Annotated in this window: 22 protein-coding genes; 21 read left to right on the top strand and 1 reads right to left on the bottom strand. The window is 62.8% G+C overall.

Features of this window, described 5'->3' with window-relative positions; genetic code table 11:
- Positions 1-15 precede the first annotated feature (15 nt).
- Positions 16-882 (top strand): MurR/RpiR family transcriptional regulator, encoded by an 867-nt coding sequence (locus P0Y65_15690; protein WEK03622.1) that lies wholly within the window; start codon positions 16-18, stop codon positions 880-882.
- Positions 883-1,048: 166 nt separating this feature from the next.
- Complete coding sequence (locus P0Y65_15685; GenBank protein WEK03621.1) at positions 1,049-3,061, top strand: beta-N-acetylhexosaminidase; 2,013 nt, start codon at positions 1,049-1,051, stop codon at positions 3,059-3,061.
- 145 nt (positions 3,062-3,206) lie between these two features.
- Here P0Y65_15685 and P0Y65_15680 read toward each other — a convergent pair whose 3' ends face one another.
- Positions 3,207-4,664, bottom strand: a complete 1,458-nt coding sequence (locus tag P0Y65_15680; protein WEK03620.1) for a M81 family metallopeptidase — start codon at positions 4,662-4,664, stop codon at positions 3,207-3,209.
- 193 nt (positions 4,665-4,857) lie between these two features.
- Here P0Y65_15680 and P0Y65_15675 point away from each other — a divergent pair, with 193 nt between their 5' ends.
- The 19 genes from P0Y65_15675 (at position 4,858) to P0Y65_15585 (ending at position 25,200) form a co-directional block, all read left to right on the top strand.
- Positions 4,858-5,244, top strand: coding sequence for a RidA family protein (locus P0Y65_15675; GenBank protein ID WEK03619.1), 387 nt, complete (start codon positions 4,858-4,860; stop codon positions 5,242-5,244).
- Positions 5,241-6,014 carry an SDR family oxidoreductase gene (locus P0Y65_15670; GenBank protein ID WEK03618.1) on the top strand — a complete coding sequence of 258 codons (774 nt, stop codon included), beginning with the start codon at positions 5,241-5,243 and terminating at the stop codon, positions 6,012-6,014. The genes P0Y65_15675 and P0Y65_15670 overlap by 4 nt, the downstream gene beginning before the upstream one ends.
- Entirely contained in the window at positions 6,011-7,069 is a 1,059-nt protein-coding gene (locus P0Y65_15665; protein ID WEK03617.1) for a D-TA family PLP-dependent enzyme, read from the top strand. The genes P0Y65_15670 and P0Y65_15665 overlap by 4 nt, the downstream gene beginning before the upstream one ends.
- Positions 7,070-7,307: 238 nt before the next feature.
- Positions 7,308-8,333, top strand: a complete 1,026-nt coding sequence (locus tag P0Y65_15660; GenBank protein WEK03616.1) for a LacI family DNA-binding transcriptional regulator — start codon at positions 7,308-7,310, stop codon at positions 8,331-8,333.
- A 97-nt stretch (positions 8,334-8,430) separates the two neighbouring features.
- The gene (locus tag P0Y65_15655) at positions 8,431-10,101 is read left to right on the top strand and encodes an ABC transporter substrate-binding protein (GenBank protein WEK03615.1); all 1,671 of its coding nucleotides are present in this window, start codon (positions 8,431-8,433) and stop codon (positions 10,099-10,101) included.
- A 67-nt stretch (positions 10,102-10,168) separates the two neighbouring features.
- Positions 10,169-11,152, top strand: coding sequence for an ABC transporter permease (locus P0Y65_15650; GenBank protein ID WEK03614.1), 984 nt, complete (start codon positions 10,169-10,171; stop codon positions 11,150-11,152).
- Positions 11,153-11,309: 157 nt separating this feature from the next.
- Positions 11,310-12,197: an ABC transporter permease gene (locus P0Y65_15645; GenBank protein ID WEK06818.1), complete on the top strand. Its 888-nt coding sequence runs from the start codon at positions 11,310-11,312 to the stop codon at positions 12,195-12,197.
- Positions 12,187-13,152: an ABC transporter ATP-binding protein gene (locus tag P0Y65_15640; GenBank protein WEK03613.1), complete on the top strand. Its 966-nt coding sequence runs from the start codon at positions 12,187-12,189 to the stop codon at positions 13,150-13,152. The genes P0Y65_15645 and P0Y65_15640 overlap by 11 nt, the downstream gene beginning before the upstream one ends.
- Before the next feature lie 59 nt (positions 13,153-13,211).
- Positions 13,212-14,144: an ABC transporter ATP-binding protein gene (locus tag P0Y65_15635; GenBank protein WEK06817.1), complete on the top strand. Its 933-nt coding sequence runs from the start codon at positions 13,212-13,214 to the stop codon at positions 14,142-14,144.
- 11 nt (positions 14,145-14,155) lie between these two features.
- Complete coding sequence (locus P0Y65_15630; protein WEK03612.1) at positions 14,156-14,626, top strand: GNAT family N-acetyltransferase; 471 nt, start codon at positions 14,156-14,158, stop codon at positions 14,624-14,626.
- Positions 14,627-14,645: 19 nt separating this feature from the next.
- Complete coding sequence (locus P0Y65_15625) at positions 14,646-15,197, top strand: DNA-3-methyladenine glycosylase (protein ID WEK03611.1); 552 nt, start codon at positions 14,646-14,648, stop codon at positions 15,195-15,197.
- A 226-nt stretch (positions 15,198-15,423) separates the two neighbouring features.
- The gene (locus P0Y65_15620) at positions 15,424-15,741 is read left to right on the top strand and encodes a plasmid stabilization protein (protein WEK03610.1); all 318 of its coding nucleotides are present in this window, start codon (positions 15,424-15,426) and stop codon (positions 15,739-15,741) included.
- A 66-nt stretch (positions 15,742-15,807) separates the two neighbouring features.
- Positions 15,808-16,137, top strand: a complete 330-nt coding sequence (locus P0Y65_15615; GenBank protein WEK03609.1) for a hypothetical protein — start codon at positions 15,808-15,810, stop codon at positions 16,135-16,137.
- Positions 16,138-16,242: 105 nt separating this feature from the next.
- Positions 16,243-18,069, top strand: a complete 1,827-nt coding sequence (gene recQ, locus P0Y65_15610) for a DNA helicase RecQ (protein ID WEK06816.1) — start codon at positions 16,243-16,245, stop codon at positions 18,067-18,069.
- Positions 18,066-19,043: a heparan-alpha-glucosaminide N-acetyltransferase gene (locus P0Y65_15605; protein WEK03608.1), complete on the top strand. Its 978-nt coding sequence runs from the start codon at positions 18,066-18,068 to the stop codon at positions 19,041-19,043. The genes recQ and P0Y65_15605 overlap by 4 nt, the downstream gene beginning before the upstream one ends.
- A 149-nt stretch (positions 19,044-19,192) precedes the next feature.
- Positions 19,193-21,052, top strand: coding sequence for an ABC transporter ATP-binding protein (locus P0Y65_15600; protein WEK03607.1), 1,860 nt, complete (start codon positions 19,193-19,195; stop codon positions 21,050-21,052).
- Positions 21,049-22,947, top strand: a complete 1,899-nt coding sequence (locus P0Y65_15595) for an ABC transporter ATP-binding protein (GenBank protein ID WEK03606.1) — start codon at positions 21,049-21,051, stop codon at positions 22,945-22,947. Before P0Y65_15600 ends, P0Y65_15595 begins: the two co-directional genes overlap by 4 nt.
- 132 nt (positions 22,948-23,079) lie before the next feature.
- On the top strand, positions 23,080-24,378 hold the full coding sequence (locus tag P0Y65_15590; protein ID WEK03605.1) for a hypothetical protein: 1,299 nt from the start codon (positions 23,080-23,082) through the stop codon (positions 24,376-24,378).
- Between the two features lie 84 nt (positions 24,379-24,462).
- Complete coding sequence (locus tag P0Y65_15585; GenBank protein ID WEK03604.1) at positions 24,463-25,200, top strand: TSUP family transporter; 738 nt, start codon at positions 24,463-24,465, stop codon at positions 25,198-25,200.
- Positions 25,201-25,230: the final 30 nt, after the last annotated feature.

Below are 25,230 nucleotides of genomic sequence, written 5' to 3'. Positions count from 1 at the left end.
AACAAGGAGCCGATCATGTCCGACATCGTCGGCCTCTTGCAGTCCGAAACCAGCGCATTCACCCGCTCCGAGCGCGCCCTGACCGCGATCGTTCTTTCCGATGTCGACAGCGTGCTGAAAATGTCGATCGTCGACCTGGCCGCCCAGGCCGAGGTTTCGCCGCCCACCGTCACCCGCTTCTGCCGGCGCCTCGGTTGCGACAGCTACGCCGATTTCAAGGTCCGCCTCGCCCAGTCGCGCTTTGTCGGCCAGCGCTATTTCGCCGTTACAGCCGGCCCCGACAGCGTGCATGACATCGCCAATGGCGTCGTCAATGGCATCCAGACCATCATCTACGACGCCTTCGCCCATCTCGACTTCGAGGCCGTGGAGAAAGCCGCCACAGCCCTTGCCCAGGCCGACAATGTCCTGGCCTTCGGCTCGGGCGGCGCCTCGTCCATGATGGCCGGCGAGATCGAAACGCGCCTCTTCCGCCTCGGCGTCAAGGTCGCCTCCAGCGATGATCACCAGATCCAGATGATGCGCGCCGCCGCCGCCCCCGTCGGCACCATCTTTGTCGCCTTCTCGCTCTCGGGCAACAATTCCCAGCTCGCCAAGGCCCTGGCCGTGGCTGGCGAATACGGCCACACCCGCGTGGTCGTCACCCGCTCGGGCACCCAGGTCGCCGCCCAGGCCGACATTCTCCTGCCGGTCAACTGGCACGAAAACACCGACATCCTGCGCCCCACGCCGGGCCGCTACGCCGTCCTCGCCACGGTCGACATCCTGGCCCAGACCGTCGCCGCCCGCATCGGTCGCCCCGCCGTCACCGCCATGCGCCGCATCAAGCACCAGCTCGTCGTCAACCGCGACGGCGACGACACCCAGCCCCTGGGGGATTGATCGGCAAAACCACGCCACGCCCTCGTGGTTCGAGGGTCGCTGCGCTCCCGCCTCACCATGAGGGCTGCTGAAGCGCCGCATCATAAGTAGCCCTCATGGTGAGGTGCGAGTTCTTCACGAGCCTCGAACCACGAGGGCGTGGCACGAAACCTGCAGCGAGCTGACCATGACCAAAACCTTCTCCCTCGTCACCACCTGGACCCCCGCCGCCGACGGCGAGCCCCTCGGCTATGGCATCGAACTGACCAATACCGGCGACGAAGCCGTCTCCAATTTCCAGCTCGGTTTCTCCGGTCCCGCCCGCATCGATCCCCATGCCACCCTCGAAAACGGCCAGCTGCTAAAGCGCCTCTCCAACCACACGCTTATCGCCCCGCCTGACGGCTTCGTGCTCGCTCCCGGCGAAACCTGGACCTCCGTGGCCCGCGGCCTCTCCTATGGCCTGCGCCACTGGAGCGATGGCGCCAATACCGGCTATGTCGTCCTTGAAGACGGCACGCTCGTCTCCCTCGCGACGGCACCAACGAAGGGCAAGGGCCACAATTCGCCGCTCCTCAAGGGCACGGCCAAATTCCCCGTGCCCGCCAGGGCGCCGGTCCCCGTCTCGATCATTCCCTGGCCAAAATCCGTCGCCACCACCGGCGCCCGCATCGCCCCTCCCGGCCTTGACCTCAAGCCCCAGGGCGACCTCGCCGGCCGCGCCGCCGCCGCCTTCGCCGGTCTGGTCGATGATCTCTTCCCCGTCGAAGCAATCGTCCGTCCCGCTTCCGAAGCGGGCCTGCCCGTCACCATCCGCGAAAAAGCCGGCCTCGGCGCCGAAGCCTATGAGATCCACTTCGCCGACAATGCCGTCACCGTCGAAGCCACCACCCGCCAGGGGCTCTTCTACGGCCTCGTGACGCTCGGCCAGGTGCTGCGCGGCGCCAAACTCCACCCGCAGACCTTCGTCTTCCCCACCGGCGGCACCATTGCCGACGAACCGGGCTTTGCCTATCGCGGCTGCCATCTCGACGTCGCCCGCCAGTTCTATTCCGGCGCCGAAGTCTCGCGCCTCATCAAGCTTCTCGCCTGGAACAAGCTCAACAAGTTCCACTGGCACCTCAGCGAAGACGAAGCCTGGCGCGTCGAGATCGACGCCTATCCGGCCCTCACCGAAGTGGGTGCCTGGCGCGGCCACGGCAAGGCGCTGCCGCCGCTGCTCGGCTCCGGCCCGCAGCCCACGGGCGGCTACTATTCCAAAAATGTCATCCGCCAGATCGTCGCCCTGGCCGATAGCCTCGCCGTCTCGGTCATCCCCGAAATCGACATGCCCGGCCACTTCTACGCCGCACTCCAGGCCGTGCCCGAGCTTCGCGATCCCGACGAGACCGGCGAATACCAATCCGTCCAGGGCTTCCCCAACAATTCGCTGAACCCGGCGCATGAGCCGGTCTACAAATTCGTCGAGACCGTCATCGACGAAATGCTCGAACTCTTCCCCGCCGGCATCTTCCACCTCGGCGCCGACGAAGTCCCGCTCGCCGCCTGGTCCGGTTCGCCGCTCGCGCTCGACATGATCGAAAAGCTCTCTGGCCCCGAAATGCGCAAGAAGCACGAGGCCCAGTTCAACCAGCTCGGCAACCACCATGGTGCCGACGAAATCGAAGGCTCACCCACCGCCCTGATCCAGGCCGCCTTTATCCGTCGCGTCCACGACTACATCGCGTCCAAGGGCGCCATCACTGGCGGCTGGGAAGAGGCCGCCCATGGCGATGCCGTCGACAAGGACAAGGCCTTCGTCATCGGCTGGCGCAATGTCGAAATCAACGCGGCCCTCGCCGAGCGCGGCTATGACATCGTCGTCTCGCCCGGCCAGCGCTACTATCTCGACATGGCCAATGGCGCCCAATGGGCCGAACCCGGCGCCGGCTGGGCCGGCTGGTCCGGCCCCCAGGAAACCTACGAATTCGAAGCCCGCGCCGGCTTCTCCGACAAGGGCCTCGAACACTTGCTGGGCATCCAGGCCTGCATCTGGAGCGAAAGCATGACCGACCGCGCCATCTTCGACCGCCTCGTCTTCCCCCGCCTCTCCGCCATCGCCGAAGCCGGCTGGACCCTCCCCGACCGCAAGAGCTACGACCGCTTCAAGGCCTTGGTCGGCACCATGCCGATCATGTACGGAAATTGGGCCGTCGAGTAAGGAAGAATACCCCCACCTAACCTCCCCCTGAAAAGGGGGAAGGACCGCGCTGTGGGTGGGGCGAAATGGTGCCAAGAACTGGATCTGTCCCTCCCCCTATCAGGGGGAGGCTAGGTGGGGGTACCCAACAGGGACTCGCCTTCGCCTACCCCCAATCCACCTCCACCATCGGCCAGATATCCCGTCTCGCCTTGCGATAATCCGTCTCCGCCGGCCGGTTCGGGTACGGCTTCCCCGCCGAGCAATAGACAATCTCCGACGCAATCTTGGAAAAGCTGTCGTAGAAATGATTGGTCGATTTGATCAGCAGGATTTTCCGCGATGTCGGCTCGATCCCCATCACCGAAAACAGGCTCGGGTCAAAGCTCTGCGCCCGCGTCGAGTTGAGGATCACGTCGATCCCGTCAAACGAAATCCACGCCGCATCGCCAAACGGCGCTAAGCTCTCGCCGAACTTCATTTCCGCGTCACGCACCAATCGTTTCACGGTGACATACCGGTCGATGGGACTACCCGTATGCATCGCCGATTTGGCACCGAACCGCAGCTGGATCTGCGCGCCTTCGCCGGCCGCCATGCAGATCTGCACCGCGATCGGATCCCACACCGTTCCCACCGCCACATCCGTCACGCCCCGCGCGATCAGTTCGCTGAGGATCACCGTCGCATCCCCCGCCGTGCCGCCACCGGGATTGTCCCACACATCGGCAATCACCACCGGCCCGGACGTTGCAGCCATCGCCGTCTCCACGGCCACCTTTTCATCCACCTGCGCCACCATGAAGGTGCCACGCATCGCATAAAGCTCGCGCCCCAGCTGCTCCGCCAGCGCCGCACCCATCTCGGGGTGGCCATCGGTCACGGCCACGAGTTTGGTGCCCATCTCCGGCACATCGCCCGCCATGAAGCCATGCACCACCGACAGCGACAGCAGCCCCGGCGTGCTCTTCTCCAGATCGAACATCCGATCAACAAAGCCACGCATCGGCTGCTTGGAGGTCGGGAACACATCGATCATCCGGCAGTCGAACACCGACATCACCGGCCTGACCTCCTTGCGCAGCGCCCGGACGGCAATGCTCCACAGGTCGCGCGCCCGGTCAACGAAATCGGTATGCGGAAATTCCTTGAAATAGACGAAGTAGTCCGCCGCCGCCGCGCGCTTCGCCGTAAGATGACTATGCGGATCGAGCTCGGCGCAGACCAGCACATCCGGCCCGACGATATCGCGCACCTGACTGAGGATATCGCCCTCGGCATCGTCATAACCCTGCGCCACCATCGCCCCATGCAGCCCCAGCACCACGCCATCGACCGGCAGCGCCGCCCGCAGCTGGTCCAAAATCTCGTCGCGCATCTCCTCATAGGTCGCCCGCGCCACCAGACCCGCCGGATCGGCCCAGCTCGCGCTGCCCTCGATCAGCGTCCAGCCCTCCTTCGCACAGACCTCGCGGCCGACGGTGATCGGCGCGGTGCACAGAGTCGGGGTCACCGGATGCTCGCCCGGCTTTGCGTAAAGCGACGCCTCGAAAGCGCGCTTGTCGACGGCAATGGGTGAGAACGTATTGGTTTCGGTAGCAAAGGCAGCGGTGAAGACGCGCAAGGTGGAAAACTCGCCGTGGTTTGCAAGAAGTCGTCCAGCATGCTGGAATTGCTGGCCTGTGTGAGGCTAGCACAGGCCCAAGGGTGCAATCACGTAAGAAATTTACATTCAGCAGCCAAAAATACCTGCAAAATCCGCCAATTCACGCGCTAGACTGCCTTGCAACGAAATTGGCTTTCAGAAAGGACGAAGAATGCCCATCAAACGCTACGGTGCCGAAAAGTCGGGTGCTGGTGGTCAGAACCTCCCCTTCGCCCGCGCCGTCGAAGCCGGCGGGTTTCTCTTCGTCTCCGGCCAGGTCGCCATGAAGGATGGAGAAATTGTCGGCGCCGGCATCGTCGAACAGACCCATCTGACCATCAAGAACCTGATCGCCATCCTCGAAGAGGCCGGTTACGGCCTCGAACATGTCGTCCGCTGTGGCGTCTGGCTCGATGATCCGCGTGATTTCTGGAGCTTCAACGCCGTCTACAAGAGCTATTTCGGCGAAAATCCGCCCGCCCGCGCCGCCGTTCAGAGCCATATGATGGTTGACTGCAAGGTCGAGATCGAATGCGTGGCCTATAAGGATCCGGCATGACCTCGCCCTTCCGCCTCGATGGCAAGACGGTGCTGATCTCCGGCGCCGGCGGTGGCATCGGCCGCTCGTTGGTCGCAGCTTTTCTTGAGGCGGGTGCGCAGGTTATCGGTGCCGACCGCGACCCCAAACTGCTGGAGGGGCTCGCCCTCTCCGGCGCCATTTTGTTCGATCAGGCCGACCCCAAGGCCACTCGGCAAGCGGTCGAGGCCTGGCTTGCCGAGCATGGCACGCCCGACGCCGTGGTCTCCAATGCTGGCTTTACCCGGGCCGAACATCTCGGTCAGGTCGACGACCAAGTCTGGGCCAGCGAACTCGCCATCAATCTCAATGGCGCCTATGCCATGACCGACCCAATCGTGGCCGCCATGGCGGCGCGGGGCAGGGGGAGTCTGGTCTTCATCTCCTCAGTCAACGCCTTGTCGCACTTCGGAAATCCGGCCTACTCCGCCGCCAAGGCAGGCCTTGTCGCCTATGCCAAGGCCATTGCCGTCGAGCGCGGCGGCGAGGGCGTGCGCGCCAATGTCATTGCGCCCGGCTCGGTCCGCACCCCGGCCTGGGATCATCGTCTCGCGGCCGACCCGACGCTGCTCGACAATGTCTTGCCGCATTACCCGCTCGGCCGCATGGTTTCGCCCATGGAAGTGGCTCACGCCGCTGTGTTTTACTGCTCAGACGCCGCCTCGGGCATTACCGGCACCGTGCTGCCGGTCGATGCCGGCCTGACCGCCGGCAACCTGCGTTTCGTCGATGAAGTCCTGAGGGGCAAATGACCGATTTTTCCGACCTTGATACGCCAGCCGTCCTCATCGATCTTGATCGTGTCGATGCCAATCTCAGGCGCGCGCAGGACTATGCTACTTTACATAATCTAAAGCTGCGCCCCCATATCAAGACCCACAAGCTCCCTCGCTTCGCCCAGCGCGCCATCGAACTCGGCGCCGTGGGCATCACCGTTCAGAAACTCGGCGAAGCCGAAGTCTTTGCCGATGCCGGCATCGATGAAATCTTCTTGCCCTACAATATCTTAGGGTCAGCCAAACTGGCCCGCCTCAAGGCGCTGAACGAGCGGATCAACATCACCGTCACCGCCGACAGTGCCGAGACCGTCCAGGGCCTGTCCCGCACCTTTGTCGAGGGTAAACCCCTGACAGTGCTGGTGGAATGCGACACCGGCATGGGCCGCTGCGGCGTCCAGAGCCCCGCCGATGCCGTCGCCCTGGCCGAAAAGATCGCCAATTCACCGGGTCTGAATTTCGGTGGCCTGATGACCTATCCTGCTGCCGGACAAGTAGAAATCAACGCCGCCTGGCTCGCCGCCGCCAGGCTGGCCCTGACCGATGCCGGCCTGCCGCCCGCCATCATCTCCAACGGCGGCACACCGGATCTCTGGCAGGCCCACCAAGTCACTGTCGCGACTGAACATCGTCCCGGCACCTATATCTACATGGACCGCTTCCAGGTCGCCAAAGGCGTTGGCACTTTCGACGATTGCGCCCTGACCGTTCTCGCCACCGTCGTCAGCCGCCCCACCGAAAACCGCGCCATCATCGATGCCGGCTCGAAGGCTTTGACCAGCGATACCCTTGGTATGACAGGATTTGGTCTGATCGAGGCGTATCCCGAAGCCGTCATCACCGGCCTCAGTGAAGAGCATGGCACGATCGACCTCACCCATTGTACCGAGAAGCCGAACATCGGCGACAAGCTCCGCATCATCCCCAACCACGCCTGCGTCGTCAGCAATCTCTTCGACCGAGTGAGTTTGATCTCCAACGGCGCCGTGGTCGAAACCGTCGACGTCGCTGCCCGCGGCCGCGTCGACTGAACAAATCGCTTCCACGCGATTCAATACCACTTCAAGGCCACTTGGTCGCCAATGCACTCTTGATCCGAGCCCAGGCGGTCATTTCTGCCTGCAATGTCCGGTATTTGCACAGCGTTGGTGCAGCCTGTTTGACTGCCTATAATTTCCGCGAAAATCCACCAGTGGTCTTCTTGACTTAGCTCTGGGATCGATCTCACTCTATGGGAACGGTCCCATAGGGGCGGGAGCAACGATCACGATGGCAACCATCGACGATGTGTCGAAGCGCGCGGGCGTCTCCCGCTCGACGGTTTCCCGGGTCATAGCCGACAACGGCTATGTCTCCGACGCGAAGCGCCGCGCCATCCAGCAGGCCATTACTGAGCTCGGCTATCGGCCCAATACACTCGCCCAGGCCTTGCGCTCTAACCGCTCCAACATGATCGGTAGTGTTGTCGTCGATGTCGGCACGCCCTTCTATGCCGACATGGTTGGCGGCATTCAGGCCGCTTGCCGCAAGGCCGGAAAGTCGCTCGTGGTCTCGTCCGGCTTTGCCAGCCAGGAGGAAGAATCGCGCGCCATCATCGAGTTGGTCGATCGCTCCTGCGACGGCCTCGTGCTCTATCTTGAGCATCCCATTCGTGGCGACGTCGTCGCAATCCTGCGCCAGGCCTCTATTCCAGTTGTCGTGATCGGCAGCAACGAGAATGCCATAGCGAGCGGCGCGGTATTGATCGACAACGCGGGAGGCGCCGCGCTGGCCGTGCAGCACGTACTCGATCTGGGCCACCGCAACATTGCCTACCTGTCGGGCCAGCTCGAGTATCGCGACACGCGCAGCCGCCTCGCCGGCATCGAGGCGGCGCTCCCTGTCTATGGACTGTCCCTGTCCGATCTCCATATCGTCCATGGCCAATATTCGGAGAAGTTCGGCTTTGCCGCCATCGCCGACATGCTGGCCAGCCACCCCGGTATCACCGCAGTCCTGGCGGGCGACGACGATATCGCCGCCGGTGCCCTGCTGGCCCTCAAGCACCACGGCCGGCGCGTCCCTGAAGATGTCACGCTCGTCGGTTTCGACGACAATTTTCACGCCCGGCACCTGACGCCAGCCCTCACCACCATTCGCCAGCCGGTGTTCGACGCCGGCCGGTCTGCTGCAGAAATGCTCGTTGCCATCCTCGGCAGCCAGGCCGTGACGGAAAACGAGATCATCGTGCCGACCTATCTGGTCGAACGGGCAACCGCAGCGCCGCCAGCGCAGCGCGAACGCCGGACCGGATAGCCAAGGGCGGTTCTCCGCCAGTCCCGGCGCCCGCATCACGGCGCCGGTTGCCTCGCCTGAAATCAATTTCTGGGATCGATCTCATAGAGGGAATGCAATGATCAAGAGACTGACAATTCTGACGACTTTCGCCTTGCTGGGAACCGCTTCGACCGCCTTCGCGCAGGAAGAAGTCATCATGCGCATGGCCCCGGTCCACACCGACGCCCATGTCGAGAATTACAACCCTTACAACCTGTCGGGCCCGCAGGCCTACGTGCAGGATTTCGCCTATGAGCCGCTCTGGATCTACAATGTCTGGCATCCCGAGGCAGACTTTCCGGCCCTCGCCACCAGCTTCGATATCGCAGAAGATCTGAAGAGCGTGACCTATCACCTGCGCGAAGGTGTGGTCTGGTCCGACGGCGAGCCTTTCGATGCCGACGACGTGGTCTTCACCTATGACTACGCCAAGGCGCATCGCGATTATCCGGTCGGCTTCGACTTTTACGAAGAAGCATCCAAGAGCGGCATCATCACCAGTGTCGAAAAGCTCGACGCTCACACCGTCAGATTCAACCTGCAGCGTCCGGACTCCCTGGCGCACCTCAACATCGGTTCGATCTTTCCGCTGCCCGAACACATCTGGAAAGATGTCGACGACCCACGCAACTACGCCAATCCAACCGTGGTCGGCACCGGTCCCTTCACCGAAATACGCGACTTTTCGCGCAATTCCTTCAAACTGTGTCGCAACGAAAGCTATCGCGAAAACGACACCAACCTTGTCGATTGCGTGGAATATCCGCAGCTTTCGGACAATCTCCAGGTCATCGCTGCCATCACCAACGGCGAGCTCGATTGGGCCACGGACGGCATTGTCGATCCCGACCTGACCTATGCCAACCAGAGCGAGCACAACAAATACTGGCTTCCGCCCGATGCCGGCACCAATCTGCAGCTCAACACCACCAAGGCGCCGTTCAACAATCTCGAATTCCGCAAGGCCATGTCCATGGCCATCGACCGTGAGGGCCTCGTCGATATCGCCACTTTCGGCCTGACCACGCCCGCCAAATATCCTATCGGCGAGGGCATGTTCTATCAGTCCTGGTTCGATGAGGCGGCGCTCCAGCCCTATGAATATCTGATGGCCTATGACCCTGACGCGGCCATGGCCGTGCTCGATGCTGCCGGCTTCATTGATGCCGATGGCGATGGCTGGCGCGACAATCCCGATGGTACCCCGATCGCCTTCGACATTTCCGTGCCGGCCGGTTGGGACGACTGGGTCAACACGGTCCAGATGATCACCGAAAACCTGCAGGATATCGGCGTCAATGCCGAGATGGAGACGCCCGAGGAAGGGGCCTGGTTCGAAAACATGCCCACTGGCGATTTCGACGTCTACATCCTGTGGACCAACCTGTCCTCGACGCCCTGGTACACCTATTATTCCATGTTCAATCCCAATGCGATGACGCCAGGCACGCTCAACGAGCAGTCCATGCACCAGATGCGGATTCCCGCCATCGAGGAAGATCTCGCGGCCATCAGCGCCACCGCAGACGAGGCCGAACAGCACAAGGCCATCACCGAGATCATGGTCGAAGTTGCCGAAAACCTGCCGGTCATCACGCTCTATTCCAATCCGGCCTGGTACGAATACTCCACTCGCAACTTCACCGGCTGGCCTGATGCCGACAATCCCTGGGTCCGTCCCAACAATCCGGCCGGCGTGCATGAGCGCGTCAAGGTGCTGCTGAGCCTGACCCCGGTCACCCAGTAAGCTCCCCGACCATCGTGGCCGGGACGTTTCCCTGTCGTTCCGGCCACCCCTCCAACAGGGGAGTGCCATGATCTTCCTGCTGCGCCGGCTGGGCTTTTATTTCGCTGCCTTCATGGTCGCGATCACGCTCAACTTCCTCTTGCCCCGCTTGATGCCGGGTGATCCCACCACCCGCATCTTTGCCTCCCTGCGTGGCAAGTTGCGGCCAGAACAGCTCGACGTGCTGCGCGAAGCCTATGGGCTTGATGGCTCCCTGCTCGACCAGTACCTCAACTATCTCTGGGCCCTGTTGCATCTCGATTTCGGCATCTCGACCGTCCATTATCCCGAGCCGACGGCAGACCTGTTGTTCTACGCCGCTGGCTGGACGCTTTTCCTTGTCGGCGTGGCCATCGCCCTCTCCTTCGCCATCGGCATCCTGATGGGCATCTATTCGGCCTGGCACCGCGGCGGCTTTTTCGACAGCGTCTTCACACCCATCAACGTGATGATGAATGCTTTCACCCCCGCCGTGGTCGCGCTGCTGCTCTGGTATGCCTTCACCATGCAATGGACGATCTTTCCGCTCGGCCGCGCCCATGACATCAACCTGACGCCCGGCTGGAACCTGGCCAGCGCCGGCAATATCGCCTGGCACGCCGTGCTGCCCGTGCTCTCCATCGTGCTGGTGAATTTCGGCTCCTGGCATCTGGGCATGCGCAACACCATGATCAACCTGCTCAACGAGGATTTCGTCGTGCTGGCTAGGGCCAAGGGCCTGTCGGACCGGCGCATCCGCAACCGCTATGTGGCCCGCAACGCCATCCTGCCGCAGATCACCTCGCTGGCCCTCTCTGTTGGCTATGTCTTTGGCGGCGCCTTTATTGCCGAGGTCGTCTTCAACTATCCCGGCCTCGGCAAATTCACGCTCAATGCCATCGAGTCCCGCGACTACACCTTCATCCAGGCCCAGCTCACCCTGCTCACCTGCAGCGTGCTGGTGGCCAATCTGATTTCCGATGTCTGCAACGTGGTTCTGGACCCGCGCCTGCGCCGGGCCGGCGGACACTGAGGAGAAAGCCATGAGCGACATCACCCATACCGCTGCCTTCCCGCCGGGCCCCGCTAACAACAGCCCACCCGTCGGTCTGGCGCCGAGCCAGGACATGCTGATGGCCGAATTGGGCATCCGGCGCCGTCCGTCCTACCTGCGGGGCCTGCCGTCAGCGCTGCAGACCTTTCTCACCAATCGCAAGGCGGTGGCCGGTCTCGTCATTCTGGCCATCTTCATCGTCATGTCGGCGCTTGCGCCGATCCTGGCCCCGCACGATCCCTATCGCCGGGCGGGCAAGCCGCATGTCCAGCCCGGTTTCGAACATGTCCTGGGCACGACAAGACAGGGCAAGGACGTCTTCAGTCAATTGCTCGAAGGCGGGCGCACGAGCCTCACGGTCGGTTTCATCGCCGGCATATCGGCAACCCTGATCGGTCTCGGCGTCGGCATTTCCGCCGGCTATTTCGGCGGCAAGATTGACGAGGTGCTGACCTTCTTCGTCAACGTCGTGCTGGTGCTGCCGGCCATGCCGCTGATCATCGTGCTTGCGTCATTCGTCGAGGAAGCCAGTCCCACCATTATCGGCCTCGTGCTGGCAGTCACGGGCTGGGGCTGGACCGCGCGCACCATTCGCACCCAGACCATGGCCATCAAGTCGCGTGAATTCGTGCTCGCCGCCGAACTGATGGGCGAGCGCAAATGGCGCATCATCCTGCGCGAAATCCTGCCCAACATGAGTTCATTCGTCGTCGGCGGCTTCGTTCTGGCCACCATCTACGGCATCCTCGCCGAGGCAGCGCTCGAATTCATCGGCCTGGGCAGCCCCAGCTCTGTCACCTGGGGCACCATGCTCTACTGGGCCCAGCGCGCCCAGGCACTGCAGGTCGGTGCCTGGTGGGAAATCTGGCCGCCCGCCGTCGCCATCATGCTGACGGGCGCTGCCCTCGTGCTGATCAATTTCGGCGTCGACGAGATCACCAGTCCGCAATTGCGCGCGGCCCGCATTGGTGGCCGCATCAAGCGCTTCCTCAAGCGTCGCGGGAGGTCCGTCGATGTCTTCTAAACTGCTCGAGGTCCGCAACCTCACCGTCGACTATGTCGGCGAAAACGCCATTGCCCGAGCGGTGAATGGCATCAACTTCGACATCCACGAAGGCGAAGCCTTTGGCCTTGCCGGCGAAAGCGGCTGCGGCAAATCCACCGTCGCCTTCGCTCTGGCACGCCTCACCCGCCTGCCGGGTCTGGTCTCGGGCGGCTCCGTCCGCTTCAAGGGGGAGGAAGTGCTGCAATTCGACAAGGCCCGGCTCAAAGCCTATCGCTGGAACGAGGTCAGCTTCGTTTTTCAATCCGCCATGAACGCGCTCAATCCGGTCACCCCCGTTGCCGAGCAGATCATGGACGTCATCGAGACGCATAACCCCAAATTGGGTGACAGGGCTGCCCGGGCTCGCGCGGTGGAACTCTTCGATCTCGTCGGCATCCCCCCTCAGCGCCTTGATGACTTCCCTCACCAGTTCTCCGGCGGCATGCGCCAGCGCATCTGCATCGCCATCGCCCTGGCGCTCAATCCGCGCCTCATCATCATGGACGAGCCGACGACTGCGCTCGATGTCGTGGTGCAGCGCGACATCATCGAGCAGATCGTCGAGCTCAAGTCCCGGCTCGGCTTTTCGGTGCTCTTCATCACCCATGACCTGGGCCTGATGATCGAATTCTGCGACCGCATCGGCGTGATGTATTCCGGCGAGCTGGTGGAAGTGGCGCCTGCGTCTGCCATCCTCACCAATCCCCAGCACCCCTATACGCGCGCCTTGGGCAACAGTTTTCCGCCATTGACCGGGCCGCGCCGGCGCCTCGAGGGCATAGCCGGCTCGCCGCCCGATCTCAGGGCCCTTCCGCAGGGCTGCCGCTTCTTTCCGCGCTGCCCCCATGCCATGCCGGTCTGTGCCGAAACGGCGCCGGGCCTCCGCCTTTATCCCGAACAGCAAAGCGAGGCGGCATGTCACTTGCTGAACTAGCACCGCCGGATGCCCAGGCGGGCTCAACCCGCGCCATTGTCGAAATGAACAATGTCGACATGGACTTTGTCCTTGGCTCAACCTTTGGCCGCAAGACCGTGCTGCGCGCGCTCTCGGGCGTATCGCTCACTCTCGCCAGCGGCCGCGCTCTGGCTCTGGTCGGGGAATCCGGTTCAGGCAAATCCACCTGCGCCCGCATGCTGGCCCGTGTCTACAAGCCAACCGGTGGCACCATTATCTTTGAGGGCGAGGATGTCGCTGCCATGCAGGGCAAGCGTCTTGATCGCTATCGAGCCGATGTGCAGATGGTCTTCCAGGACCCTTTCGGCTCGCTCAATCCCACTCAGACCATAGGCTATCATCTCGAACGCCCCCTGCGCCTTCATCGTCCCGACCTGAGGGGCAAAGCGGTGCAGCAGGAGATGCTGGCTCTCCTCGATCGTGTCGGCCTGCGTCCCGCCGCCGACTATCTCAAGCGCCGTCCGCATGAACTCTCTGGCGGGCAGCGCCAGCGGGTCGCCATTGCCAGGGCCCTCTCGGTTCAGCCGATGGTTCTGCTGGCCGATGAGCCGACGTCCATGCTCGACGTTTCGGTGCGCCTGGGCATTCTCAACCTGCTCGAAGACATGAAGCTTCAGCGCCAGCTCGCCGCGCTCTACATCACCCACGACATCGCCACCGCCCGCTATTTCGCCGAGGACACCGCCGTGCTCTATGCCGGCCATCTGGTGGAGCAGGGGCCCAGCGAGGAGATCACCGGGCGTCCGAGCCATCCCTATACGCAATTGCTGATCGAGGCCGTACCCAACCCGGCGCGCAGGATCACCCCGGCGCAGAGCCGCCGCGCCATCGATATTCCGCTCTGGACCGCCCAGAGCCGCGGCTGTCCCTTCGTCTCGCGCTGCCCGCGGGTGACCCCGATCTGCCGGGAGGTGATGCCCGATCCGGTCGCTATTGGCTGCAACCACACCGTCCGCTGCCACCACATTTAAGCGAGGGCCACATGTCCGATCTTTTGGTCCGTCTCTACGACCTACCCATCTTCCATGCCGAAGCCAGGGTTGCCGCAGCCGGCATCACCGTGCGCCGCGCCATTGCGCCGGAGGGTCACATCATCCTCGGCTGGGTCGGGCGGCATTTCCACCCGGCATGGGTGAGCGAGGCGAGCAAGGGCCTCGCCCAGAACCCCGTCACCACCTGGATTGCCACGCGCGACCACAGGCTGCTCGGCTTTGCCTGCCATGACACAACGGCCAAGGGCTTTTTCGGTCCGACCGGTGTCGATGAAGCCGAGCGCGGGCAAGGCATTGGCGAGGCATTGCTCATCGCCACGCTGAAGGGCATGCGCGAGGCCGGCTATGGCTACGCCGTCATCGGCGATCCCGGCCCGGTGGCATTCTACACGAAGCGCCTCGATGCCATGGAAATCCCGAACAGCAAGCCCGGCATCTACGCAGGGATGCTGCGCGACTGATTATTGGCTATCAACAGGCATGCACCCCACCTTCTTCGCCCGCCCCGCCGCTGAAGTCGCCCATGATCTGATCGGCGTGACCCTCCTCGTTGACGGCATCGGCGGTCCGCTGGTCGAGGTGGAGGCCTATGACACTGCCGATCCGGCGTCGCACAGCTTCAATGGTCCGACCCCGCGCAATGCGGCCATGTTCGGCCCGTCCGGCCATGCCTATGTCTACAAGATCTACGGCATTCACTGGTGCCTCAACTTTGTCTGCGAACCCGGCAGCGCGGTGCTGATCCGCGCGCTCGAGCCGCTGCATGGCCTGCCTGAAATGCAGCATCGGCGCGGTGGTCTCGGCGATCGACAGCTCTGCTCCGGCCCCGGCAAACTGTGCCAGGCCCTTGGCGTCACCATCGCGCAGAATGGCCTGACCCTTGATGCGCCGCCTTTCGAACTGCTCCCGGCCGATCAAAGCCACGATGTGGCGACGGGCCCGCGTATCGGCATCACCAAGGGTGTCGATACCCCGTGGCGCTTTGTCCGTCGCGGCTCGCCGTTTCTGAGCAAACCACTGCGTGATCTGTGACGGAACCATCCTCTGCCGCAACGATTGGCTTTGAAGAGACTGGCGCGCGTCAACCGGACGTGGCGGCATAGGGAACGGATCGGTTTTTCCGGTTTCCCGACCCGGCCAACGAAATGGCAGCCGAGCCCTTATCCCGCCCGCGCCGGTCTCGTCCGACACGCGCGTTGCAGAAAAGTTTGGATACGGTTTTCCGTTCTGCAGCGCACCTTGATCCAAGGAGGAAAAGATGCCCCAGGGTGACAAATCCGCCTATACCGACAAGCAGAAGCGCAAGGCTGCAGCCATCGAAGAGGGCTACGAGAACAAAGGCGTTTCGCACAAGGAAGCCGAGGCGCGCGCTTGGGCCACTGTCAACAAGGATGACGGCGGCGGCAAGAAATCCGGCTCTGGTCGCGGCAAGGATACCGGCCATCCAGCCTCTCACAAGGGTGGCGAAAAAGGTGGCAAGGCCGCAGCCAGCCGAACCGCCGCAGAGCGCTCCGCTTCCGCCAAAAGGGCCGCCGCAACGCGCAAGCGCAATGCCGAGCACCACGCTCCGCACTAGGTCTTGACGGCTTTTCGAGACAGGGCTTTGTTCCTCTGATTGCTTTTAGCCATTTGAGGAACACGCATGTCCAATTCCTTGCGCTACCGGCTGGGTGGCCTGCTGGCGATCGTCATCGGCCTCGTCGTGGGCTGGTTCACGATCGCGATGCAGCTACGCGCCGCCTATTCGGGCGAACTCGACATCACTTACGATCTGCGCCCCTTCACATTAGTGCCGCTTTGCCTCGTCTTCGGCGCCGTTTTCCTCTTCGCCGGCGATCGCTGGGAGTATCGCACTCCGGACCACAAGAATTTGACCACTTCCGGCTGGGTGGCCTTCGGAGTGGTTGTGGTCCTGACTGCCGTCAGTTTCTGGTTCTTCCAGCAGCAGTTTGCGGCGCTTGGATATGTCTGACCGGTTCACAAGCTGTTTCGTTGCTTGCGGCTCGCCGCGGCTCATGATTCAAGCAGTGCCGTGAGCACGCTTGAATCAGCATGGGACCTCTTCACCAGCGGCGCGATGGCCCAGCCGCGCGACGCGCTGGCTCGACGCGATCCGCATGCCGTGCTGCGTGATGTCTTCGGTCACCAGGCCTTCCGCGGCCAGCAAGCTGACGTGGTGGAACATGTCGTCGGCGGCGGTGATGCCGTGGTGCTCTTTCCTACCGGCGCCGGCAAGTCCATGTGCTACCAGATCCCGGCAATCTGCCGCCCGGGTGTAGGCATTGTCATCTCGCCACTGATCGCCCTGATGCGCGACCAGGTCGAGGCGCTGAAACAGGCCGGCGTAGAGGCTGCCGCGCTCAATTCATCGCTGAGCGCCGAAGAAAGTTTTGAAGTCCGCCGCAAGCTGCGGGCAGGGGAGCTGGATCTGCTCTATGTGGCGCCCGAACGCGTGGCGACGCCCAACTTTGCCAACATGTTGTCGGGCATCGACATTGCGCTCTTCGCCATCGATGAAGCCCATTGCGTGAGCCAGTGGGGCCATGACTTCCGGCCCGAATATCGCGAGCTGATCCATCTCGTTGAACTCTTCCCCGGCGTGCCGCGCATCGCGCTGACCGCCACGGCCGATCCGACCACCCGCGAAGACATCATCGAACGTCTGGGCCTCGAACAGGCGAAGGTCTTCACCACCAGTTTTGACCGCCCCAATATTTCCTATTCCATCGTCGAGCGCGACAAGGCCCGCGATCAGCTTTTGAGCTTCCTCGCCGCGCACAAGGGCAGCTCGGGCATTGTCTATTGCCTGTCCCGCGCCAAGGTCGAGGACACCGCCGATTGGCTCTCCTCCAAGGGCATTCCCGCGCTGCCCTATCACGCGGGGCTTTCGCCCGAGCTGCGCAGCCGCAACCAGGATGCTTTCCTCAAGGAGGAAAACATCTGCATGGTGGCGACCGTCGCCTTCGGCATGGGCATCGACAAGCCCGACGTGCGCTATGTCGCCCACATGGACCTGCCGGCCTCGATCGAAGCCTACTACCAGGAGACCGGCCGCGCCGGTCGCGATGGCCAGCCGGCCGATGCCTGGATGAGCTATGGCATGGCCGATGTGGTGCAACGCCGCCGCATGATCGACGAGGGCCAGGCGCCCGACGAGATCAAGCGCGTCGAACACGGCAAGCTCAATGCCCTGCTCGGCGTCTGCGAAACCGCCGAATGCCGCCGCAAGGCCATCCTCAACCATTTCGGCGAAGCTCACGCCGGCAATTGCGGCAATTGCGATACCTGTCGTTCGCCCGTCGAAAGTTGGGATGGTACTGAAGCCGCCATCAAGGCGCTCGCCGCCATCTATCGTACCGGCATGCGCTTCGGCGCTGCCCATGTCATCGACGTACTGATGGGCAAGGAGACCGAAAAGGTCACCCGCTTCGGGCACCAGCGCCAGAAAGTCTTCGGCCAGGGCAATGACCTCGACGGCAAAGTCTGGCAATCGGTCATCCGACAGTTGACCGCCATGGGCCTGATCGTTGTCGATCATGCCAACCATGGCGCGCTGACCCTGAGCGAAGCCGCGCATGGCGTCTTCAAGCGCGAGCGTACGGTGACGCTGCGCAAGGATCGCCCGAAAAAGTCGGTGGAAGTGCGCCGCTCGCTCGAGCGCACTGCCAATATTCCCGAGCATGCCAAGCCGCTATTCGAAGCCCTGCGCGAGGAACGCACACGCCTCGCCAAGGCCCAGGGCGTGCCGCCCTATGTCATCTTCCACGACGCCACCCTGCGCGCCATGGCCATGGCGGTGCCAAAGCATCCGCATGACATGCTGAACCTTCCCGGCGTCGGCCAGGCCAAGCTCGATCGCTATGGTGAGGATTTCCTCGCCGTGGTGCGGAACGTGGCCGCATGACGGACGTGGTCAAGCGCCCCCGCTTTGCCGTGGTCGATATTGCCCGCGGTGTCGCCATCATCGCCATGGTGGCCTACCACTTCTGCTGGGACCTGAGCTATTTCCGCTTCATCGCCGCCGATGTCGGTTATGACCAGAACTGGGTTATCATCGCCCGCACCATCCTGGCGGCCTTCCTCTTCCTCGTCGGTGTCGGTCTGGTGCTCGGCCACGGCAATGGGATTCGCTGGCGCAGCTTCTGGCGCCGCTGGGCTTTTCTTGCCGCTGGCGCGCTGATCATCACCGTGGCGACGTATTTCGCTTTCCCGGTCAGCTTCGTCTATTTCGGCGTGCTGCACGCCATTGCGCTCTTCAGCCTCTTGGGCCTGGCCTTCGTCCGCGCCCCGCTCTGGCTGCTGATCATCGCGGCTCTGGCCTTCATCCTGCCGACCTTCTTTTTCTCCCACGCCCTGTTCAACGAAAAGCAATGGTCTTGGCTTGGCTTCTGGCAGATCCCGCCGCCGACCAATGATCTCGTTCCGGTCTTTCCCTGGTTCGGTGCCGTCCTCATCGGCATCATCGCCATGCGCCTGGTCCTCGCATCCAGCCTAGCCACAAAACTCGCCGCCATCGCCCCGACTGGCCGGCTGCCGCGTCTCTTGGCCTTTCTCGGCCGCTGGAGCCTGCTGATCTATCTGCTGCACCAGCCGATCCTGCTCGGCCTCGTCTATCCGGCCGCGCAAATTCTCCAGCCGCAACTTGCCATGCGCGACCCCGATTTCCTGCGCTCCTGCCAGTCGAGCTGCGAAGCCGGCGGCACCTCGGCGGATATGTGCGTGACCTATTGCCAATGCGGTCTCGAGGGCGTGAAGACCAATGATCTCTGGAGCGCCATCGAGACCGGCATGGTCTCTGCCGATGAACAGGCCCTGCTTGATGCCCAGAACCGGCAGTGTTCGGCGCTGATCTATCCCGAGCTCAACGTCACGCCATAGTTTCTTGCGCTTTTTGCGTTGATTCCGTCTTGAATGGCAGGGCGAATGGGCGTTGATTATCAACGCGAGTTGATTTGTCCGCGCTCCCGGCTGCCGCCTACCTGCTGCCCGCTCGGACCCACACACATATTGAAGTCTGGATTCCTTCCTTGACCAGGGACACGGGTAACCGCGACCGTTCACGCGGCGATGCACGAGCTCACGTAGCAGCCGCACATGCCGGCAAGGGCTTGGGGCCGCTGACGCGGATCACGCTCTATTCTTTCCGTCACCCCTGGCAGGCCAGTCTTGCCATCGGCGGCACAATCCTGGCCTCGGTCTTGCAGCTGATGATCCCGCGCGTGCTCGGCCAGGCGGTGGATCAAGCCTCTGGTCTGACCATGGGGTCGCAGGATGGCGCAGCGCAACACGCCCTGTTCTGGAGCGCCATGACCTTGCTCTGCCTGTCGGTGGCCCGCGGTCTCTTCACACTGGTGCAGAACTACTTTTCCGAAAGCGTCGGCCACCGCGTCGGCTATGAACTGCGCCTTGCCTTTTACGACAAGGTGCAACGCCTCTCCTATTCCTATCACGACCGCGTGCATTCGGGCGATCTGATCACCCTCGGCCTGCTCGACCTCGATGGCTTGCGCATGTTCTTTTCCACCGGCTTCGTCCGCACCATCCTCTTGGCGGTGCTGATCGGCGTCGGTGCCATCATGCTGCTGACCACCGATGTGCTGCTGGGTCTGCTGGCGCTGAGCTTTGTGCCCTTCGTCGCCTGGCGCTCTTCGGTCGCCCAGCTCACCCTGCGCAAGACCTGGCTGGTGCTGCAGGAACGGCTATCGGTGTTGACCCGCGTCATGGAAGAAAACCTCGGCGGCATTCGCGTTGTCCGTGCCTTTTCCGGGCAGAAGCACGAGCTGGAAAAGTTCGACGAATCCTCGGCCTCGGCGCTCGAATTGGCCCATGAGCGCGTCATGGTCCGCGTCCGCAATACGTCGATGATGACCTTTTCCTTCTTCGCCGCCATGGGCCTCGTGCTCTGGTTCGGCGGCAACAAGGTTATCGCTGGCGAGATGAGCGTCGGAACGCTCGCCAGCTTTTTGACATTCATGACCATATTGCAGATGCCGGTGCGCCAGCTCGGCCTGATGGTCAATTCCTTCGCCCGCGCCCAGACCTGCGGCGAGCGCTTCTATGCCTTCCTCGACCATGCCGTCGAGATCGAGGACAAGCCGGACGCCGTCCCGATGCAGGTCACCGAAGGCACGCTGCGCTTCGAGAATGTTTACTTCGCCTATCCCGGTGCCACCCATTCGACACTCAATGGCATCAGCTTCGAGGCTCACAAGGGCCAGACTATCGGCATCGTCGGCGCGCCGGGTTCGGGCAAGTCGACCCTCGCCCACCTCATCTCGCGCTTCTACGACGTGACCTCGGGCAAGGTCTCGATCGACGCCCAGGACGTTCGCGACGTGACGCTCGAAAGCCTCCGGCGCAATGTCGCCGTGGTGCAGCAGGACAGTTTCCTCTTCACCACGACGATCGAGAACAACATCGCCTATGGCGATCCCTGGGCCAAGGAAACCAAGATCGAAAACGCCGCCGAAAGCGCCCAGCTGCACAATTACATCATGGGCCTGCCGGCTGAATATGACACCGTCGTCGGCGAACGCGGCGTCTCCCTTTCCGGCGGCCAGCGCCAGCGTCTGTCGATCGCCCGCACCCTGGTCATGAAACCGGCCGTGATGGTCTTCGACGATTCAACCGCCGCCATCGACGCCGGCACCGAGCACCGCATCCGCTCGGCCATGCGCCGCTTCGCCAGGGACCGGGTGACCATCATCATCGCCCATCGCCTGTCTTCGCTCATGCATGCCGATACCATCCTCTTCCTTGAGGATGGCCGCGTCGTCGAACGCGGCAGCCACGACGAACTGCTCGCCCACAACGGCCGCTATCGCGCGCTGTTTGACCTGCAGACCCGCCCCGCGGATGACATCGAGATCGGGGAGGCCGCCCAATGAGCGTGATCGAGGACGACGAACGCGACACCGCCAGCTTCCCCGGCCAGCGCCCGCCGCGCGCCTCCGTGGGCAGCCACAAGATCGAGGAAGAGGTCTTCGGCAAGGCCTATGACCCCAAGACCGTGCGCCGCATCTGGGCCTTCGTGAAGCCCTATCGCCACAAGATCTATCTCTCGGTCGGCGCCGTGCTGCTCTTCACCTTCACCCAGCTCGCCATTCCACTGATCATTGGCTGGGCCATCGATGGCGCCTTGGTCCCCGGCGGCACCGCCAGCAACCTGCTCTGGGCCATGCTGGCCTTTGCCGTGGTCGTGCTGCTCAATTTTCTCGCCTCCTATATCCAGGAAAGCCAGGTCGGCGCCGTCGCCGAAAACGTGCTTTTCGACATGCGGCGCGCCATGTTCGCCCAACTCCAGCGCGTCTCGCTGAGCTTCATGGACAAGACTGAAGTCGGTCGCCTGATGAGCCGCCTGCAGGGCGACGTCAATTCCATGCAGGAATTCCTCGAAACCTCGGTGATCTCGGTCGGCGACATCGTCCTGCTCTTCGGCATCATCATCGTGCTGCTCAGCCTTGATCCCTGGCTGGGCCTTCTGACGCTCATCACCATGCCGGTGCTCTTTATCGTTCGCATCTTCTGGCTGCCGCCGGCCAAGCGCGCCTTCTGGGCCGCGCATGAAACCAATTCGCTGACCAATGGTGCCATGGCCGAAGGCATCAATGGCGTCCGCACCGTGCAGAACCTCGATCGCCAGAAGGTCAATTTCGATCTCTATGACGACAAGGCGCACCATAACCTGCGCACCCAGCTGACCGGCTCGAAATTTGCCCAGGTCATGGTACCCATCGTCGACAGCCTCACCGGCATCTCCATGGCCACGGTCGTGCTGGTCGGCGGCTCGCTGGTGCTCAATGGCAGCCTGCAGGTCGGCGTCATCGTCGCCTTCCTCTTCTACATCCAGCGCTTCTTCGATCCGATCCGCTCGCTCACCATGCAATATTCCATCATGCAGCGCGCTATGACCTCGGGCCGCCGCATCACCGAAGTGCTCGACCTGCCGGTGACCATTACCGACAAGCCCGACGCCCTGGTCCTGACCGGCGACATGGACGGTTCGGTCGCCTTCAACGACGTGGTCTTCGGCTACGACCCGGATCGCCCCGTGCTGAAACACGTCTCCTTCCGCGTCAATCCGGGCGAGACGGTCGCGCTCGTGGGTCCCACCGGCTCGGGCAAGACCAGCGCCATGGCGCTCGTGCATCGCTTCTACGAAGTCCAGCAGGGCGCGGTCCTCGTCGGCGGCTATGACGTGCGCAATGTCACCCAGGAGTCGCTGGGCGAACAGGTCGCCATGGTGCTGCAGGAACCCTTCCTCTTCACCGGCACGGTCTTTGACAACATCCGCTACAACAAGACCTCGGCCACCCGCGAGGACGTCATCGCCGCCTCCAAGGCCGTCGGCGCGCATGATTTCATCACCCGCCTGCCAGGCGGTTATGACAGCCGCCTCGAACAGCGCGGCTCCAACCTCTCCCTCGGCCAACGCCAACTGCTGAGCTTTGCCCGCGCCCTTGTTGCCGACGCGAAAATCCTCGTCCTCGACGAAGCCACCGCCAACATCGACAGCTATACCGAGCGCCAGATCCAGAAGGCGCTCGAAATCCTCCTCGAAGGCCGCACCGGCCTCGTCATCGCCCATCGCCTCGCCACCATCCGTGGCGCCGATCGCATCATCGTCCTGCAGAGCGGCGAAAAGATCGAAGAGGGCAATCACGACGAGCTCATGGGACTCGGCGGCCTCTACTCCCGCCTCTACAACATGAACTACGCCAGCTTCGACGACATCCCCGACGAACTGGTAGCCCAGGCCAATGCGAAGGCAGCGAGTACATAGGGCGAAGACGAGTCCTTGTTGGGTACCCCCACCTAACCTCCCCCTTTTCAGGGGGAGGTTAGGTGGGGGTATTCTTCCTTCTTGGCAAACCACTCAACTTCGCTAAGCTGCTGGCAAACTTAGGAACTTTTCATGCGCCTTATTGCCCTTGCCGCCGTCTTGCTGACCACCACACCCGTCATCGCCTTGGATGCCATCACCTACAAGGGCACAATTGGCAGCCACCAGGTCGTGGTCGAGCTCGCCTCCGAGATCGACGGCAAGATGGTCGGCCGCTACAGCTACCTAAGCAAGGGCGGCGACATTCCGCTGACCTTCATGGGCCGTATCGGAACGCCCGTGCTCATGATGGAAGAAGCGCCCTGCACCGAGGATACCTGCGAGGCCGATGCCGATGGCAATGTGCTGAACCCGCCCATGGGCGCAATCTGGACGGTCCGGCCCGGCGACGGCGGCTACTATCTCACCGGCACCTGGGAGCCGACAGGCAAGTCAGGCAAGGTGCTCGACATAGCGCTCGAGCGCATTGGCCAACGCACCCTTCCCGAAGACGAAGACGTCACCCCGGCCAGCATTCGTGAAAGTGCGATCAGCCTGATCGGCAACGGCGAACGCAGCTTCAATCCCGATACCGCGCCCTACGAATTCGCCAAGCAGGAAGTGCCCTTCGTAGCCAGCCCGGAGCAGGAGATCGAAGGTTCGACCTTCGTCTATGTCTCCGATCCGCGCACCAAATTCGCTTTTCCGCGCGTGCAGGAACTAGCCGACGGCTCGCCTTCGGACCCGGTCAACCAGGCGCTTGAAATCCGCCACACCATCATCAATACCGCGGCCTTCGATTGCCTGTCCCAGGTCTACGCCGCCTTTGGCGCCACCCAGAGCATGATCGGCTTCGGGCGCGGTACACTGGGCGATTACGATAGCGAAACCATCGAGGTCAACTATCTCTCGCCCGAGGTCATCAGCTGGACCGAAAGTGGCAGCACTTTCTGTGGTGGCGCCCATCCCTACAACCATTCCGACAGCTACAATCTCGACGTAAAGACCGGAGAAACCTTTCCGCTGGCCGGCGTCTTTATCGGCTGGGTCCCGACCAGTAGCCGTCTGGACTGGGATGCCGAGGTCGATCCCGCCGACGCTCAGGTTTGGCCCGGCAACTACTATTGGAAGGCCGATCAGGACCTCGTGGATTTCGTCAAGGCGCGCGCGCCCATCGATCCTGAGTTCGAAGAGGACTGCGGCCTCGACGAAACGACGTCAGACTATCTCGCCATTCGCTTTGCCCCCGGTGGCGCAGCGGTCTTCCGGCTGGAAGGTCTGCCTCATGTCATGGGTGCCTGCATCGGCGACCTGATGACCATCAAGCTGGGCGACGACCCCGAACTGCTGGCGCCAACAGCCCGCGACTATTTCCCAGATCTCGCGAAATAGCTTCGGCACCCCCTCTTGCCGCATCCGTCATGGCGCCCGGTTTTTTCCGGGCGCATGAAGGTCCTGTGACAAAAGGATGACCCGATGAGCCTGTCCATCGCCGCCGCACTGCTCGTGGCGGTTTTCTTCAACTCCATGCTCTCAGGCATTTTCGGCATGGCTGGCGGGCTGATCCTCCTGGGCATCCTGCTGCTGCTCTTGCCAGTGGGCACCGCCATCGCCGTGCAGGGGGCCATCCAGCTCATCGCCAATAGCTCGCGCGCCTTCATGTCGCGCGCCTATATCGACTGGAAAGTGCTCTCCATAATGACGGCGGGCCTGCTCACCGTTGGCGCCATTCTCTTCGTCGTGCGCTACACGCCTGATCTGGCGACGGTCTGTATCGTCATCGGGCTCCTGCCAATCCTGCTCTGGATTCCGCAATCCTGGCTGGCGCTCGATGCCAGCAAGCCGCATCACGCCTTCATCTGCGGCTTTCTCGGCGGCGGCGTGAACCTCGGCGTCGGTGTTGCTGGTCCCACCATCGACATGTTTTTCATCCGCACCCCGATGGATCGCCGCGCCATCATCGCCACAAAGGCGGCGGCGCAGGTGGTCAATCACACCGCCAAGATCATCTTCTACTGGCAGTCGACCGCCATCCTCACCGGTTTCGAATGGGCCTGGGTCGCCGTTGCCGCGCCCTTCGCCATCCTCGGCACCAGTGCCGGTCACTGGGTCCTGCAGCGTCTGACCGATGCCAATTTCAAGTCCTGGACCCGTCTTCTCGTCACGGCTGTGGGCATTTATTACTTGGCTCGCGGCATTTCCTTGCTGATCTGACGCGGATGAGTATGGTGCCGGCGGGAGACG

The organism is Candidatus Devosia phytovorans (assembly GCA_029202405.1).
In the GTDB taxonomy this organism is placed as follows: domain Bacteria; phylum Pseudomonadota; class Alphaproteobacteria; order Rhizobiales; family Devosiaceae; genus Devosia; species Devosia phytovorans.
This window is presented reverse-complemented; position numbering and strand designations above follow the sequence as displayed.

Bases quoted from the DNA above. Each gene is read 5' to 3' on its own strand.
- P0Y65_15690 (WEK03622.1), top strand. From the start codon at position 16: ATGTCCGACATCGTCGGCCTCTTGCAGTCCGAAACCAGCGCATTCACC.
- P0Y65_15625 (WEK03611.1), top strand. From the start codon at position 14,646: ATGCACCCCACCTTCTTCGCCCGCCCCGCCGCTGAAGTCGCCCATGAT.
- P0Y65_15595 (WEK03606.1), top strand. From the start codon at position 21,049: ATGAGCGTGATCGAGGACGACGAACGCGACACCGCCAGCTTCCCCGGC.
- P0Y65_15660 (WEK03616.1), top strand. From the start codon at position 7,308: ATGGCAACCATCGACGATGTGTCGAAGCGCGCGGGCGTCTCCCGCTCG.
- P0Y65_15640 (WEK03613.1), top strand. From the start codon at position 12,187: ATGTCTTCTAAACTGCTCGAGGTCCGCAACCTCACCGTCGACTATGTC.
- P0Y65_15590 (WEK03605.1), top strand. From the start codon at position 23,080: ATGCGCCTTATTGCCCTTGCCGCCGTCTTGCTGACCACCACACCCGTC.
- P0Y65_15615 (WEK03609.1), top strand. From the start codon at position 15,808: ATGTCCAATTCCTTGCGCTACCGGCTGGGTGGCCTGCTGGCGATCGTC.
- P0Y65_15675 (WEK03619.1), top strand. From the start codon at position 4,858: ATGCCCATCAAACGCTACGGTGCCGAAAAGTCGGGTGCTGGTGGTCAG.
- P0Y65_15655 (WEK03615.1), top strand. From the start codon at position 8,431: ATGATCAAGAGACTGACAATTCTGACGACTTTCGCCTTGCTGGGAACC.
- P0Y65_15685 (WEK03621.1), top strand. From the start codon at position 1,049: ATGACCAAAACCTTCTCCCTCGTCACCACCTGGACCCCCGCCGCCGAC.
- P0Y65_15605 (WEK03608.1), top strand. From the start codon at position 18,066: ATGACGGACGTGGTCAAGCGCCCCCGCTTTGCCGTGGTCGATATTGCC.
- P0Y65_15630 (WEK03612.1), top strand. From the start codon at position 14,156: ATGTCCGATCTTTTGGTCCGTCTCTACGACCTACCCATCTTCCATGCC.
- recQ (WEK06816.1), top strand. From the start codon at position 16,243: ATGGCCCAGCCGCGCGACGCGCTGGCTCGACGCGATCCGCATGCCGTG.
- P0Y65_15650 (WEK03614.1), top strand. From the start codon at position 10,169: ATGATCTTCCTGCTGCGCCGGCTGGGCTTTTATTTCGCTGCCTTCATG.
- P0Y65_15635 (WEK06817.1), top strand. From the start codon at position 13,212: ATGGACTTTGTCCTTGGCTCAACCTTTGGCCGCAAGACCGTGCTGCGC.
- P0Y65_15620 (WEK03610.1), top strand. From the start codon at position 15,424: ATGCCCCAGGGTGACAAATCCGCCTATACCGACAAGCAGAAGCGCAAG.
- P0Y65_15670 (WEK03618.1), top strand. From the start codon at position 5,241: ATGACCTCGCCCTTCCGCCTCGATGGCAAGACGGTGCTGATCTCCGGC.
- P0Y65_15585 (WEK03604.1), top strand. From the start codon at position 24,463: ATGAGCCTGTCCATCGCCGCCGCACTGCTCGTGGCGGTTTTCTTCAAC.
- P0Y65_15665 (WEK03617.1), top strand. From the start codon at position 6,011: ATGACCGATTTTTCCGACCTTGATACGCCAGCCGTCCTCATCGATCTT.